At 70.8% G+C, this 14,875-nt stretch carries 10 protein-coding genes and 1 pseudogene; 6 read left to right on the forward strand and 5 right to left on the reverse strand.

Translation table 11 applies throughout. The annotated features are described in order from the left end of the window. Nucleotides 1-12: 12 nt before the first annotated feature. On the forward strand, nucleotides 13-1,539 hold the full coding sequence (locus tag ACZ5ID_RS10405) for an alpha/beta fold hydrolase (RefSeq protein ID WP_468895573.1): 1,527 nt from the start codon (nucleotides 13-15) through the stop codon (nucleotides 1,537-1,539). A 106-nt stretch (nucleotides 1,540-1,645) separates the two neighbouring features. On the opposite strand, the pseudogene ACZ5ID_RS10410 reads toward ACZ5ID_RS10405, so the two are convergent. Further along, nucleotides 1,646-3,574, reverse strand: a pseudogene (locus ACZ5ID_RS10410) (glycoside hydrolase family 3 protein); the annotation flags it as partial. A 486-nt stretch (nucleotides 3,575-4,060) separates the two neighbouring features. Continuing rightward, nucleotides 4,061-4,903 (reverse strand): LysR family transcriptional regulator, encoded by an 843-nt coding sequence (locus ACZ5ID_RS10415; RefSeq protein ID WP_468895576.1) that lies wholly within the window; start codon nucleotides 4,901-4,903, stop codon nucleotides 4,061-4,063. A gap of 135 nt (nucleotides 4,904-5,038) precedes the next feature. Between ACZ5ID_RS10415 and ACZ5ID_RS10420 the strand changes: the two genes are divergently transcribed. Next, the gene (locus ACZ5ID_RS10420) at nucleotides 5,039-5,734 is read left to right on the forward strand and encodes an SDR family oxidoreductase (protein ID WP_468895579.1); all 696 of its coding nucleotides are present in this window, start codon (nucleotides 5,039-5,041) and stop codon (nucleotides 5,732-5,734) included. A 67-nt stretch (nucleotides 5,735-5,801) separates the two neighbouring features. Here the strand turns inward: ACZ5ID_RS10420 and ACZ5ID_RS10425 are convergent, their stop codons facing one another. Further along, a complete protein-coding gene (locus ACZ5ID_RS10425) occupies nucleotides 5,802-8,183 on the reverse strand; it encodes a phosphoketolase family protein (protein ID WP_468895582.1) in 2,382 nt (793 codons plus the stop codon). Between the two features lie 426 nt (nucleotides 8,184-8,609). On the opposite strand from ACZ5ID_RS10425, the gene ACZ5ID_RS10430 reads away from it, so the two are divergent. Next, nucleotides 8,610-9,074, forward strand: a complete 465-nt coding sequence (locus tag ACZ5ID_RS10430) for a Crp/Fnr family transcriptional regulator (protein ID WP_468895584.1) — start codon at nucleotides 8,610-8,612, stop codon at nucleotides 9,072-9,074. Between the two features lie 112 nt (nucleotides 9,075-9,186). On the opposite strand, the gene ACZ5ID_RS10435 is transcribed toward ACZ5ID_RS10430, so the two are convergent. Both ACZ5ID_RS10435 and ACZ5ID_RS10440 read right to left on the reverse strand, forming a co-directional pair. Beyond that, on the reverse strand, nucleotides 9,187-10,041 hold the full coding sequence (locus tag ACZ5ID_RS10435; protein WP_468895586.1) for a pectate lyase: 855 nt from the start codon (nucleotides 10,039-10,041) through the stop codon (nucleotides 9,187-9,189). 83 nt (nucleotides 10,042-10,124) lie between these two features. Continuing rightward, complete coding sequence (locus ACZ5ID_RS10440) at nucleotides 10,125-11,123, reverse strand: pectate lyase family protein (protein ID WP_468895589.1); 999 nt, start codon at nucleotides 11,121-11,123, stop codon at nucleotides 10,125-10,127. A 361-nt stretch (nucleotides 11,124-11,484) separates the two neighbouring features. Between ACZ5ID_RS10440 and ACZ5ID_RS10445 the strand changes: the two genes are divergently transcribed. From ACZ5ID_RS10445 to araD, 3 genes are read left to right on the forward strand one after another with little or no spacing between them, the layout of a single operon-like run. Further along, nucleotides 11,485-12,138, forward strand: a complete 654-nt coding sequence (locus ACZ5ID_RS10445; RefSeq protein ID WP_468895592.1) for a GntR family transcriptional regulator — start codon at nucleotides 11,485-11,487, stop codon at nucleotides 12,136-12,138. Then, nucleotides 12,135-13,061, forward strand: coding sequence for a dihydrodipicolinate synthase family protein (locus ACZ5ID_RS10450; protein WP_468895595.1), 927 nt, complete (start codon nucleotides 12,135-12,137; stop codon nucleotides 13,059-13,061). The genes ACZ5ID_RS10445 and ACZ5ID_RS10450 overlap by 4 nt, the downstream gene beginning before the upstream one ends. After that, entirely contained in the window at nucleotides 13,058-14,824 is a 1,767-nt protein-coding gene (gene araD / locus ACZ5ID_RS10455; protein WP_468895597.1) for an L-arabinonate dehydratase, read from the forward strand. Before ACZ5ID_RS10450 ends, araD begins: the two co-directional genes overlap by 4 nt. Nucleotides 14,825-14,875: the final 51 nt, after the last annotated feature.

Consider the following 14,875-nt stretch of genomic DNA (forward strand, 5'->3'; position numbering starts at 1 on the left):
GAGGAAAGATCCATGACCGCGTTCATCCTGGTGTCCGGTACGTTCACCGGCGGTTACGTGTGGGAGGAGACGGCGGCGCGGCTGCGCGCGGCGGGCGCCGAGGTGCACGCGCCCACCCTCACGGGGCTCGGTGAGCACCGCGAGGCCGCCGGTCCCGGCACGGATCTGGAGACGCACATCGCCGATGTGCTCGCGGTGATCGACCGCGTCGCCGGGGACCAGGACCTCGTGCTCGTCGGCCACGCCTACGGCATCCACCCCGTGCTCGGCGCCGCCGACCGGCGTGCCGGGCGCGTCTCACGGATCGTGTACGTGGACGCGGGCATGCCGATGGACGGGCTGCCGGCCCTGGCCTCCGTACCCGACCAGGCACTGCGCGAGGAGCTGGCGAAGCTCGCCGAACAGGGCGGCGAGGCGGCCACCGGGACGCTCCCCGCCCCGGCCGACGCCGTCGCGTGGCGGCGGTGGGGCAGCACCGCCGGAGTCTCCGGGCGGGCGCTGGAGCGGCTGACCCGGCTCGCCGCGCCGCAACCGCTCGGCACACTGCTGCAACCGCTCCGTCTGACGGGCGCGGTGGCGGCGGTGCCGACCAGCGCCGTGCTGTGCAGCGGCAACGGCGGAGGCATCGAGCTGCTCCAGAACATGGTGAACATGGGCCACTCCGCCCTTCAGGCCCTGGTCGACCCCCGGGTGTCGTTCTTCGAGCTGCCCACCGGGCACTGGCCGATGCTCTCCTGCCCCGGCGAGCTGGCCGACGCGCTGCTGGCGGCGTCCGCGGGTGAGGGTCACCGGCTGACGCCCGCGGGCGACGAACTCCCCTCGTATCTGCGGCCGTTTCCCCTGGCGGTGCCCGAGGTGCCGCGCGAGAGGAACGGGCACGTGGATCTGTACGTACCCGAGGCCACGGAAGCGGGACCGCTGCCCGCGGTGCTGTTCGTCCACGGCGGCCCGGTGCCCGCCGACGTCAGGCCCACCCCGCGCGACTGGCCGGTGTTCGCCGGCTACGCGCGCCTCGCGGCGGGTCAGGGAGTGGTGGGCGCGGTGCTGGACCACCGGCTGCACGCGGTCAGCGACTACCCGCTCGCGGAGGCGGACGTCGCGGCGGCGGTGGAGGTGGTACGGGCCGACCCCCGGGTCGACGCGGACCGTATCGCCCTGTGGTTCTTCTCGGGCGGCGGCCCGCTCTCCGCGCCCTGGCTGGGAGCGCGTCCGGCGTGGCTGCGCTGCGTGGCGGCCACCTATCCGGTCCTGGCACCGCTGCCGAACTGGGGCCTCGGCGAGGGCCGCTTCCGCCCGGTGGAGGCCCTGCCCGACGCGGGTGACCTGCCCATCGTGCTGACCCGGGTGGGCCTGGAGATGGCGGAGATCGCCGCGACCGTCGAGGAATTCCTGGCCGCCGCCGAGGACTGCGGTGCCGACGTGGAGGTGGTCGATGTCCCCCACGGTCACCACGGCTTCGAGACGCGGCTGCCCGGCGACGAGGCGCGGGCGGCGGTCGACCGGGCGATGGGCTCGGTGCTGGCTCACCTGCGGGCCTGACGGCCCGGCCTCGCCGTCGCGTCGAAGGCACCGGCCGCGCCCACAGGGGGCGCGGCCGGCTTCGAGGAGGCGGGGCGGGTGCTTCGCCGCGTCGAGGTCAGTGCCTGGTGGTCAGGCCGTACCCGTAGGGGAACAGCGGGTCGTAGTCCGCGTCACCGACGTTGATCGGCTCCTGGGCCTCGCTGCGGGGCCAGGTGACGGGGAGCTTGCCGGTGAAGGGGCGCTTGCCGAACAGGACGTCGGCGACCCCGTCGCCCTCGCTGCCCGGGAGCCAGGACATGACGAAGGCGTCCACCTTGGGGAGCTGGTCGGTGATGATCTGCGGGCGCCCGGCGACGTCGAGGACGAGGCACGTCTTGATCGCGGAGCAGACGCGGTCGATGTTCGCCCGGTCCTTGGCGGAGAGGTTCAGGGTGTTGCCGCCGTTGCCCACGTCACCGACGCCCTCCGCGTAGGGGGTTTCCCCGACGACGACGATGCCGACGTCGTGTCCTGCCATGGGCGCGCCGGCGTCGGCGCTGTAGGTGACGTTCTCGGCCTCGCGCTGGATGCCCCGCAGGATGGTGGTGCCCGGGAAGGCCGTGTTGCCGGACTGGCCCTGCCAGGTCACGGTCCAGCCGCCGGCCTGGTTGCCGAGGTCGTCGGCGTTGACCCCGGCCACGTAGATCTTCTGGGAGGGCCTGAGCGGCAGGGTGTGGTGGTCGTTCTTCAACAGGACCTGGGACTCCGCGACCGCGCGACGGGCCACCGCCCGGTGCTCGGGGGAACCGATGGTATCGATGTTGGCCCGGTCGGTGTACGGGTGCTCGAACAGGCCGAGCCGGAACTTCGCCCGCAGGATGCGCGCCACCGCGTCGTCGATGCGGGACATCCGGACGCGGCCGGCCTCGACCTCGGCGGTGAGGGCCTGCTCGAACTGCGGGGCGTTGTACGGCTGCATGAACATGTCCATGCCCGCGTTGACGGAGGTGCGGACCTGGGTGGCGAAGTCGCCCGGCAGTTGGGTGATGGCGTCCCAGTCGCTGATGAGGAACCCTTCGAAGCCGATCTTCCGTTTCAGGACGTCGGTGAGCAGTTCCTTGCTGGCGCTCATCTTCACCGGCTTGCTGCCCGGCACGTCGGTCCATTGGACGGACGAGAACGACGGCATGACGCTGCCCACGTCATGGACCTGGACGGCGGTGACATAGGGCGCCAGGTCCACGGCGGCGAAGCGCTTGTGGCTGGTGACGGTGGTTCCCTGGTCGATGGTGTAGTCGTTGGTGGTGGAGGTCCCGTAGGTGGTGTCGCCGTCACCGGCGTAGTGCTTGACGGTGGCGAGCACCCGGTCGGGGCGGGCCAGGTCCTTCGTACGGGTGCCCTGAAAGCCGTCGATGGCGCTTTCCATCCGCTGCACCAGGGCGGGGTCCTCGCCGAAGCTCTCGTACGTACGGCCCCACCGGTCGTCGCGGGCCACGCACACGCACGGCGCGAACACCCACTGCGGGCCGGTCGCCCGGGTCTCGGTGGCCGTGATGTGCTCCTCCTCGGCCACCAGCCGGGGATCGCGCGTGGCGCCCATGCCGATGTTGTGCGGGAAGATCGTGGCACCGACCAGGTTGCCGTTCCCGTGTACGGAGTCGATCCCGTACAGCAGCGGGATGTGCAGCCGGGTCGCGAGGGCGTGCCGCTGGTACCCGTCGACCATGTCCGCCCACGCCTCGGGCGTGTTGGGCGTGGGCGTGGAGCCGCCGCCGGAGAGCAGCGAGCCGAGGTTGAGGTCCGTGATACGGGTGGGTTCGGCGTCGACCGCACCGCGTTCGGTCTGCGTCATCTGGCCGATCTTCTCCGCCGTCGTCATACGGCCGAGCAGGTCGGAGACGCGCCGCGCCACGGGCAGCTCCGGGTTGAGGTACGGCAGCGCCCGGTCGTGGGAGGCGGTGGCCGGGGAGTCCGGGGCGGCCAGGGCCGGAGCGGCCGGGATCGCGGTGGCGACGAGTGCGGCGGCGGTGAGCAGGAGGCCCGACGTACGTCGGCGGCGGGTGGTGCGGGTGTGCGGCAGCGGGCCGCGCACGGGCTGATGGGTCACGTGGTGCTCCTTGTGAGTGGCCGCTTTTCCGAGGAGGGGTGGAGGGCGCGCCTGGGGATGGGCGGCGCCGTCGAACTGAGGTCAGGGAGCGCTCCCAGAAAGCGGTTGCGCCGAGTCCGGCATCTTTCGGTACCGCGCGAGGGGACTGGGCGCCACGGAGCCACTCTCCGATACATCTGATACATCCGATACGGAAGAACCAGTGCGGCGACACACGAGCTCATCCAGCTCGCTTACGCCGCAATAAATGAAGCCAGTGACGCTGATTACCTGTCAAGGAGTGTGCATGCGTTCAGTTTCCGAAGTTAAAGTGGCGCGCCCCTGACAAGGGTGAATGGGTAAAGATCACTGACGGCGGGCGCAGGGCCGATCATGGGAGCCTCGGCCAGGCGACGAGCGATGCCCCAATGAATTCAGCAGTCAAACGCAGAGCTTTTGGCCGGCTCGTCTGCCTCAGCTCTCCTCGGACTCCCACTCCGTATCAGCGGCCTGTCGCCGCAGTGCCGTCGTGGCGATGTCCAGGAAATCCGCCAAGGGGTGGGAGCGGTCGCCCTCCGGTACGGCCAGGCAGGTCGGGACGGGCACGGCGTCGGCGACGGGCAGGTAGACGAGGTCGGGGCGGGAGTAGGAGCGGGCGATGCTGACCGGGAGGAGGGCGATGCCCTGGCCGGAGGCGATCAGCTCGAACTTCTCGTCCAGTGAGGCGGTCCGCCGTGACTTGACGTCGAGGATCGGCTCGCGGTCGAGGTCGGCCGAGGTGACGGCGGGGCGGCCCGCCAGGGGGTGCGCCGTCGGGAGGCATACGACCTTGGTCTCGTGGCCGATGGGGACGGTACGCAGCCCGGTGTCGTCGAAGGGGCCGCGGAGATACGCCACGTGCGCGCGGCCGTCGCGGAGCGGCGCGTCGCGCTCCTGCCAGGGCAGCGGAAGGACATCGATCTCGATGTCCGGGTGGCTCGCCGTGAACGCCCGTATGGCATGCGAGACCTGGAGTCCGGCCGAGAACGCGACCACGAGCCGCTGCTCGCCGCGCCCGGCCTCGCGCACCCTCCGCAGCGCCACGTCCACCACGGTCGTGATCCTTGACGCTTCGTCATACAGCCGCTCTCCGGCGGGAGTCAGTTCGACGCTGCGCGTGGACCGCGTGAGGAGCACGCACCCCAGCTCCTGCTCGAACGCGCGGATCTGCCGGCTGAGGACGGGCTGTGCGATGAACAGCGCCTGCGCCGCACGGCCGAAGTGCCGGTGCTCGGCCACCGCGACGAAGTAGCGGAGCTTTCGCAGATCCAGATCCATGCCGTCACGGTATCAATCGGGCCCGAAGGGTATTGGACGCCCGCCCGGGCCGCTCGGAGACTTGCAGCCGTACCGCTCGCCGCACGTGCCGCGACGTTCGTTCACCAAGCTCTCGCAGACCATCCAAGGAATCACATGAACGACACCCGTAGGACCGCTCTCATCGTCGGAGCCTCACGGACGATCGGCCTCGGGCTCGCCGCCGAGTTCCTTCGCCGCGGCTGGGACGTCATCGGTACGGTCCGGGGCAGCCGGCGCACCGCTCTCCACGACCTGGCCGACGCGTCCGCGGGACGGCTGACCGTCGAGTCGCTGGAGATGACCGAGCCGGATCAGATCTCGGCGCTGCGCGACCGACTGGAGCGGCGCACCCTCGACCTGCTCTTCGTCAACGCCGCCATCGCACGTGGCGACATCCCGATCGGCGAGGTACCGACGGAGATGTTCACCGAGGTGATGATCACCAACGCGCTCAGCCCGATGCGCGTGGTGGAGACCCTGCATCCGCTGGTCGCACCGACGGGGACCATCGGCGTCATGTCCTCCGACCAGGGAAGCGTCTCCCTCAACACCAGGGGCGGCCAGGACCTGTACCGAGCCAGCAAGTCCGCGCTGAACCAGCTGATGCGCTGCTACGCCGCCCGTCGCGCCGACGACACACGGACGCTGCTGCTCATGGACCCGGGCTGGGTCCGCACCGGCCTCGGCGGCGCCGAAGCGGAGCTCAGCGTCGAGGAGAGCGTCCCCGGCGTGGCGGAGACGATCGAGGGCCAGCAGGGGAAGCCGGGCCTCCACTTCCTGGACCACCAGGGGCAGGTCGTGCCCTGGTAACCGGGCGCGGGAGTGACCTGCGCTCCTGATCCGGGACGCGCGAGGCCACCCCCTCCCGGCCAGGGCGTCAGGCGTTCCAGGTCCAGTCCGCGACCTCCGGCAGGTCGGTGCCGTGCTCGCGGATCCAGGCGTGGTGGCGGGTACGGGCGTCGGCCATCGACTGACGTACGGCGGCAGCCCGTACCGCGAGGCCGGGGACGCGGTCGATGACGTCCATGACCAGCCGGTAGCGGTCCAGATCGTTGCGGACCACCATGTCGAACGGCGTGGTCGTGGTGCCGGACTCCTTGTAACCGCGCACATGCAGGTTCCCATGGCCATTGCGCCGGTACGCGAGGCGGTGGATCAGCCACGGATAGCCGTGGTAGGCGAAGATCACCGGCTTGTCCCGGGTGAACAGCCCGTCGTACTCGAAGTCGCTCATCCCGTGCGGGTGCTCCTCGCGCGGCAGGAGCCGGGTCATGTCGACCACGTTGACCACGCGGACGGCGAGGTCCGGCAGGTGTCGGCGCAGCAGTTGGGCTGCGGCCAGCACCTCCTGGGTGGGCACGTCGCCGGCGCAGGCCAGGACGACGTCCGGCTCGCCGCCGTTCTCCGTGCCCGCCCACTCCCAGGTTCCCGCCCCCCGGGCACAGTGGGCGCGGGCGGCTTCCATGGAGAGCCAGTCGAAGCAGGGCTGCTTGCCCGCCACGACGACGTTGACGTAGTCGCGGCTGCGCAGCACATGGTCGGCGACCGACAGGAGGGTGTTGGCGTCCGGCGGCAGATAGACCCGTACGACCTCGGGGCTCTTGTTGAGGACATGGTCGACGAAGCCGGGGTCCTGGTGGGAGAAACCGTTGTGGTCCTGGCGCCACACATGGGAGGTCAGCAGGTAGTTGAGGGAGGCGATCGGGGCGCGCCAGGGCAGTTCACGGGATGTCTTGAGCCACTTGATGTGCTGGTTGACCATCGAGTCGACGATGTGCACGAACGCCTCGTAGCAGGAGAACAGCCCGTGCCGGCCGGTCAGCAGATAGCCCTCCAGCCATCCCTGGCAGGTGTGTTCCGACAGGATCTCCAGCACCCGGCCGTGGTGGTCGAGGTGTTCGTCGACCGGGAGGTACTCGGCCTGCCAGGCCTTGCCGCTGACGTCGAAGACGGCCTGGAGCCGGTTGGAGGCGGTCTCGTCCGGCCCGACCAGCCGGAAGTCGCGGCGCTCACCGGTGTCCCTCATCACCCGGGCGAGGAGGTCACCGAGGATACGGGTGGGCTCGTGCAGGGTGGTGCCGGGTTTGTCGACGGGTACGGCGAAGTCGTCCAGCGGCGCGACGGGCAGGTCCCGCAGGAGGAGTCCGCCGTTGGCGTGCGGGGTGGCGCCGAGCCGCTTGGCGCCGTCGGGGACGCAGGCGAGCACCTCGGCGACGGGGCGCCCGTCCGGGCCGAAGAGCTCCTCGGGCCGGTACGAACGAAGCCAGCCCTCCAGCTGCCGCAGGTGCTCGGGGTTCTCGCGGACACCGGCCAGCGGGACCTGGTGGGCCCGCCAGGTGCCCTCGACGGGGACGCCGTCGACCTCGGCGGGGCCGGTCCAGCCCTTGGGGGTGCGCAGGACGATCATCGGCCAGTGCACACGTTCGGTGGACCCGTCCTCGCGTGCGGTCCGCTGCTTCGAGGCGATCCGGTCCAGCGCGTCGTCGAGGGCGCGGGCCATGGCCAGGTGCACCTGGAGGGGGTCGCCGCCGCCGACATGGATGGGCTCGTGCCCGTACCCCCGCAGCAGCGCGTCGAGCTCCTCTTCCGGGAGACGGGCGAGCACCGTCGGGTTGGCGATCTTGTAGCCGTTGAGGTGCAGGATCGGCAGTACCGCGCCGTCGTGCACGGGGTCGAGGAACTTGTTGGAGTGCCAGGAGGCGGCCAGTGGTCCGGTCTCCGCCTCACCGTCGCCGACCACGCAGGCGACCAGCAGGTCCGGATTGTCGAAGGCGGCGCCGTAGGCGTGGGAGAGCGAGTAGCCGAGCTCGCCTCCCTCGTGGATGGAACCGGGCGTCTCGGGGGCGACATGGCTGGGCACCCCGCCGGGGAAGGAGAACTGCCGGAACAGCCGGGCCATCCCCTCGCCGTCGCGCGGCACGTCCGGATAGGTCTCGCTGTAGCTGCCCTCCAGCCAGGAGTTGGCCAGCACGGACGGGCCGCCGTGCCCGGGCCCCCACACGCACAGCGCGTCGAGCCCGCGCGCCTTGATCACCCGGTTCAGATGGGTGTACACGAGGTTCAGGCCGGGCGAGGTGCCCCAGTGACCCAGCAGCCGGGGCTTGATGTGCTCGGGCTTCAGCGGCTCGGTGAGCAGCGCGTTGGACATCAGGTAGATCTGCCCCGCCGCGAGGTAGTTGGCGGCGCGCCAGTGCGCGTCCAGGGTGCGCAGTTCGTCGTCGGAAAGTACGGTGGCGTCCTGGTGTTCGACCGTGGACATGGGCGGGACTCCAGAAGTCGTCGGGACGGGTCGTCGGGCGGTGGAGGCGGCACGGCCGGCAAGAGGACGGCGACGCCCCCGGGCAAGGCGGTGGCCTTCAGACCTCCGTTCCCGACCGTGCCGCGAGCCTCTGGGCGGACGTCCTCCACCTTCCCGGATTCCCGCGTCGTCCGCGAGGGCTGACCGGGCCCCGGGGCCGGGCCAACCGTCCCCATGGGCGTTGCCCGGCGGGCGGGCGGTTCGCACCCGGCCGCGGAAGCCGTCACCCTGCGTACCGCCCTAATAACCGACTGAAATCATCCCGGTGGGTCGGCGGAGCCTTCGCTCCTCGCCGCGCCCGGCCTTTCCCGCTCGCCGACGACACCACGCCGCGCGGAAGCGGCGATCGGGTGACACTGGAAGGGAATCCGGACAGGGAGGCCGTCCATGAGCAATCCGACCTCGATCACCACAGCGCTTCCGGCCGAGTACCGCGACCGCCTCATGACCATTCCCCGCGAGATCAACTTCTCGGCGGGAGTGCGGCTCTTCAACGAGGGCGGCCACGCCGACCGGTTCTGGATCGTGCGCTCCGGCACCGTGACGCTCGACATGCACGTACCCGGCAGACGCCCGGCCGTGATCGGACAGCTCGGCTCCGGCGAGCTGGTGGGCTGGTCGTGGATGTTCCGCCCGTATGTGTGGCAGCTGGGCGCCGAGGCGATGACGCCGGTGCGCACGTACGAGTTCGACGCGGCGGCCGTGCGGGCCATGATGGACGCCGACACCGCGTTCTCCGCGGCGGTCGGCGCGTGGGTGGGCCGCGTCCTCGCCCACCGCCTCCATGCGGCCCGTATCCGGTTGCTCGATCTTTACGCACCGCACGGCAGTGGCAGCGACAGCCTGCTGTGAGGGCATGCGAAGCCGTTGCCGTACGCGACGGGTGTGCCGCCGCCCGGCCTGATTCGGGCCGGGCGGCGGCGAGTGGGGGGGGGTGACGGGGTCGACTACCGGCGTACGGACGTCAGTTGTACGTGATGTCGGCGGCCGAGTAGCGGCAGTACGTGCCGTCCGGGCCGCTGCCGAGCACCTTGGGCTCGGCCCCGGTGTTGTTGCCCTCGTAGCGCACGCACGGCTTGATCTTCTTGCTGCTGTCGCCGTGGATGCGGACGGCGCGCAGGGTGGCGCTGTCTCCGTAGTTGCTGTTGATGCCCACCAGCGCCTTGCCGGGCGCGGTGGCGTCCACGTTGTCGACGACCACCTTGCGCTTGTACTGCGTGGAGCAGTTGCCGCAACTGCGCACGAGCTTGCCGAAGTCGGCGACCTGGAACCCTCCGGTCACGGTGAGGGTGCCGGCGCCGTTGAACTGGAAGACCTTGTCGGAGGCCTTCTTGGCGCCGCCGCCCTCGACGCGGTAGACGGCGGAGGAGGACTTGCCCTTGAAGGTGGCGGCGTCCTCGCCGACGTCCTCCCACCACACGTTCTTGAGCGTGCAGGTCCCCAGGCAGTGGATGCCGTCGGCGGCGGGTGCGCCGATGACGACGTTGGACAGGACGGCGCCGTCCTTCAGCTGGAACAGCGGTGACTGGTTCTCGCTCTGGCCACCGTCACCGAGGTCACCGCTGCCGTAGAAGCGCTGCATCTTGCCGTCGTACGCACCCGAGACCTCGATGGTCGCCGGGACGGGCTTGCTCGTGCCGGGAGTCGGCCAGCCGGCCACGGCGGAGGCCGCGGGGGTGGGCATGGGGGTGGCCGCGTTCGCCGCTCCAGTGAGTGCGCCCGTGAGGATCGCGGTGGCCGCCAGACCGAAGGCGGCGGCGCCCGCGCCGAGGACCGCCCGGCGGGGGTGGCGCGAGCGGGTCCGTGCTGGTGAAGTCATCTCTCGTCTCCTTGTGTTGCCGTTGAGCGTTGCCCTGGCCGTTGTCCTTGGCCGTTGCCCTTGCGTTGCCGGGCCTTCGGGCCTCAGAGCTTTCCGGCCCCGGCTCCGGCGGTCACCGATGTGACGACGGAGGAGGCGGGCTCGGCGGTGTACGCGTAGGGGGCGGTGGTGAAGGAGCCTGTCCGGGAGACCTCCAGCGCGGCGCCGCCGAGGTCGTTGCCCCGGAGGTTGGCGTAGCCGTCGGTGCTGCTGTCCCGGTTGGTGGTCACGGCGACCTTCGTCGAACGGAAGACGTTGTTCTCGACGAGCATCTGCGCGCCCATCCGGGAATGGACGGCGGTGTCGGCACCCTCGACGTAGTTGTCGTAGAAGTGACCGGTGCCGAACCGCAGGCTGGGGATGCGCGAGTTGACGTTGCTGAAGTGGTTGTGGTGGTACGTCACCCTCAGGTGCCCGGTATCCTCGGAGGCGTTCTTGTCGCTGTGGCCGACGAGGGAGCCCTTGTAGTGGTCCTTGAAGGTGTTCCAGGAGACGGTGACGTAGTCGGAGCCATGGGTGATGTCGACCAGTCCGTCGTAGTGGTCCTTGCCGTGGTCGCGGTCCGAGGAGAAGGTGTTGTGGTCGATCCACACCTTCGTCGACTTCTGCACGGTGATGCCGTCGGCTGGCGCCACGGGTTTGCTGATGTTCAGATTGCGGATGACGACGTTGGTCTCCTGCTTCACACGCAGGCCGCCCCCGGTGAAGCCGGAGGCCGAACCGACGCCGAGAACCGTGGTGTTGGAGCCGACGTCGATCTGTCCGGTGAGCGGGATCAGACCGCTGACCTTGACGACCTTGGCCGTGTCACCGGTGACGGCGGTCTTGAAGGCGGCGAGGGTGGACACGGTGACAGGTGTCGCCGCGCCGCCGCCGGAGGTGCCCGCGCCGAAGCCGACGGGCGCGGTTTCGACGGCGCGGGCGGCGGGTGCCGTGCCGACGGCACCCGCGGACTGGGGCAGCCCGGCCAGTGCCGTGGCGGCGACGGCGGTCGCTGCCAGAAGGAGGGTGCGGGGACGCTTGTGGGGGGCGTGCGTGCGCATGCGGGTGGGTCCCTTCGGATCGGGATGTGGGCCCGTCGGTACGGGCGAGTGGGGGTGGAGCCCGACTGCTCAGCGGTGCACGGAGTTCAGTGTGCGGAACGTCGTTCGAGTAGCTGATGCGCTCTGATCGCGGCCATGCACGGCAACTGCCGTTCTCTCGGCGCGTGCCACACAGGCGGGCGACCGGGGTCACACTGATGAATGGAACGTAGAGGGAAAGCGCTTTCTCGTCAACGCCTCGACGGGATCTCGTGCCGGTACGTCAGATCCGTTGACTCACCGCGGAATCGGCCCTACTTTCATCGCGTCGTACCTGATGCGTCATATATGAGACGCGATACGTGACAGTCGAGAGGCGCGCATGACCTCTGTGCCCACACCCATCCCCTCACGGACCCAGTTCGTGCTGGAAGCCGTCAAACACCGCATCCTGACCGGCCAGTTGGCGCCAGGCCAGGCACTCGTCGAGGTCGAACTCGCCGCGCACTACGGGGTGTCCAAGACCCCCGTGCGCGAGGCGCTCAAGACGCTGGCCGGCACCGGGCTGGTCGTGATGAACCAGTACAAGGGCGTCACGGTGCGCATGGTGGACGCGGACATGGCGCGCGAGGTGTACGACGTACGGCTGCTCCTCGAACCCGAGGCGCTGCGCCGCACCGTCCGCGCCGCAGCGGGCCTGGACTCCGCGCGCGAGGCCCTGGAGCGCGCCGACACCGCGGCGGACACCGCCGAACGCTCGCTGGCCAACCGGGAGTTCCACCGCGCCCTGTACCTGCCGTGCGGCAACCCGCTGCTCGCGCGGATGCTGGACGAGGTGCGCGACCAGGCGGCGCTGGTCTCCGCGGTCGCCTGGGCGGCGGATCCGTCCTGGGAGCAGGAGGCGGCGGAGCACCGGGAGATCCTGCGGCTCGCCCTGGCCGGCGACGCGGACGGCGCCTCCCGCGCCCTGCACGCCCACATCGCGTCCTTCGTCGAACGGGCCTTCCCCCCGGCCGAGGAAGAGGACCCGATATGACGACGCCGTACGACTTCCTGCGCGGCGCCCTGGCCGATGTCGTGGCGATCCCCGTGACGCCGTTCGCCCAGGACGGGTCCATCGATCACGACGCCCTTCGCGCACTGCTGCGCAGGCTGCTGGACGACGGCGTCCGGACGCTCACCCCGAACGGCAACACCGGGGAGTTCTACGCCCTCACACCGCGGGAGCGCGCGGCCGTCGTCGAGTCGACCGTCGCCGAGGCCGGTGGCCGGGCGGCGATCGTCGTCGGGGTCGGACACGATGTGCCGACCGCCGTCGAGGCCGCCCGGCACGCGCGGGACACGGGCGCCGACATGCTGATGGTGCATCAGCCCGTGCACCCCTATGTCGCGGCCGGAGGATGGGTCGACTACCACCGGGCCATCGCGGAAGCCGTCCCCGAGCTGGGGATCGTCCCGTACATCCGCAACGCCCACCTGGCGGGTGAGCACTTGGCGGCGCTCGGCGAGGCGTGTCCGAACGTGATCGGGGTGAAGTACGCGGTGCCGGACGCGGCGCGGTTCGCCGCCTTCGCCCGCGACGCCGGTCTGGAGCGGTTCGTGTGGGTGGCCGGTCTGGCCGAGCCGTACGCGCCCTCCTACTTCTCCGCCGGGGCGACCGGGTTCACCTCCGGCCTGGTGAATGTCGCGCCGAAGATCTCCCTGACCATGCTGGAAGCGCTGCGGTCGGGCGACTATCCGGCCGCGATGCGGGTGTGGGAGCAGATCCGGCGCTTCGAGGAGCTGCGGGCCGCCGACTCCTCGGCCAACAACGTGACCGTGGTCAAGGAGGCGCTCGCCGCGCTCGGCCTGTGCCGCCGCCATGTCCGTCCCCCCAGCAGATCGCTGGACGCGGCCGGGCGCGCCGAGGTCGCCGCCATCGTCGAGGGGTGGGGCGCGGTCGCGGGGTGGGGCGTATGACACCCGCCGCGCCCCCGCCTCCCCCTCCCGGGCAGCCGCGCCGCCGCGCACCGGAGGAGCTGCGCAGCCACCAGTGGTACGGCACCGACGGCCTGCGCTCCTTCAGCCACCGCGCCCGCACCCGCCAGCTCGGCTATCTGCCCGAGGAGCACCTGGGCAAGCCGGTCATCGCGATCCTCAACACGTGGTCCGACATCAACCCCTGCCACGTCCATCTGCGCGAACGCGCGCAGGCCGTCAAGCGCGGGGTGTGGCAGGCCGGGGGCTTCCCGCTGGAGTTCCCCGTCTCCACCCTCTCCGAGACGTTCCAGAAGCCCACCCCGATGCTCTACCGCAACCTCCTCGCCATGGAGACCGAGGAACTCCTGCGCTCGTATCCGGTGGACGGGGCGGTGCTGATGGGTGGCTGCGACAAGTCGACGCCGGCGCTGCTGATGGGGGCGATCTCCGTCGACCTGCCCGCGGTGTTCGTACCGGCCGGGCCGATGCTGCCCGGCCACTGGCGCGGCGAGGTCCTCGGTTCCGGTACGGACATGTGGAAGTACTGGGACGACAAGCGGGCCGGGCTGATCGGCGACTGCGAGCTGGCGGGCCTGGAGAACGGCCTGGCCCGCTCCCCCGGCCACTGCATGACGATGGGCACCGCCTCCACGCTCACCGCGGCGGCCGAGGCCCTGGGGGTGACGGTTCCCGGCGCCTCCTCCATTCCCGCCGTCGCCTCCGAGCACGACCGCATGGCAGCCGCCTCGGGTCTGCGGATCGTACAACTGGTCCACGAGGACAGGCGGTTGTCGGCCATCCTCGGTGAGGACGCCTTCCTGGACGCGGTGACCACGGTCCTGGCGCTCGGCGGCTCCACCAACGCCGTCATCCACCTGATCGCGATGGCCCGGCGGGCGGGTGTCGAGCTGACCCTCGACGACTTCGACCGCATCGCGCGGACCGTTCCGGTGCTCGCCAACGTACGGCCGGGCGGCGACACCTACCTCATGGAGGACTTCCACTTCGCTGGCGGCCTGCCCGCGCTGCTCTCCAGGATCACCGACCTGCTGCATCTGGACCGGCCGACCGTCGCGTACGACACCCTGCGCGAACAGCTCGCCACCGCCGAGGTCCACCACGACGACGTCATCCGGCCCCGCGCCGACCCGGTCGCGGCCGAGGGCGGGCTCGCGGTGCTGCGCGGCAACCTGTGTCCGGACGGTGCCGTCATCAAGCACATCGCCTGCGAGCAGCGTCTGCTCAAACACACCGGCCCGGCGGTGGTCTTCGACGACTACCGCGAGCTCCAGCGCACCATCAACGACCCGTCGCTCGGCATCACGGCGGACAGCGTCCTGGTGTTGCGCGGTGCGGGCCCCAAGGGCGGTCCCGGTATGCCCGAGTACGGGATGCTGCCGATCCCCGACCATCTGCTCAGGCAGGGAGTGCGGGACATGGTGCGGATCTCCGACGCCCGGATGAGCGGCACCTCGTACGGGGCGTGCGTCCTGCACATCGCGCCCGAGTCGTACGTGGGCGGTCCGCTCGCCCTGGTCCGCACCGGCGACCTCATCACCCTCGATGTCGCGGCCCGCAGCCTCCACCTCGACGTGCCGGACGAGGAGCTGGCCCGCCGCCGCGCCGCGTGGACGCCGCCGCCCGCCCGGTTCGAGCGGGGATACGGGGCGCTGTACACCGAGCAGATCACCCAGGCGGACACCGGTTGCGACTTCGCCTTCCTCGCCCGGCCCGGCACGGTGCCGGACCCGTACGCCGGCTGACCCGCGCACCACCCCTCGCTCCAGTCCGCGCACCCCTTCTTATTTGTTCGA

The sequence above is a fragment of the Streptomyces sp. NPDC031670 genome (assembly GCF_055580545.1).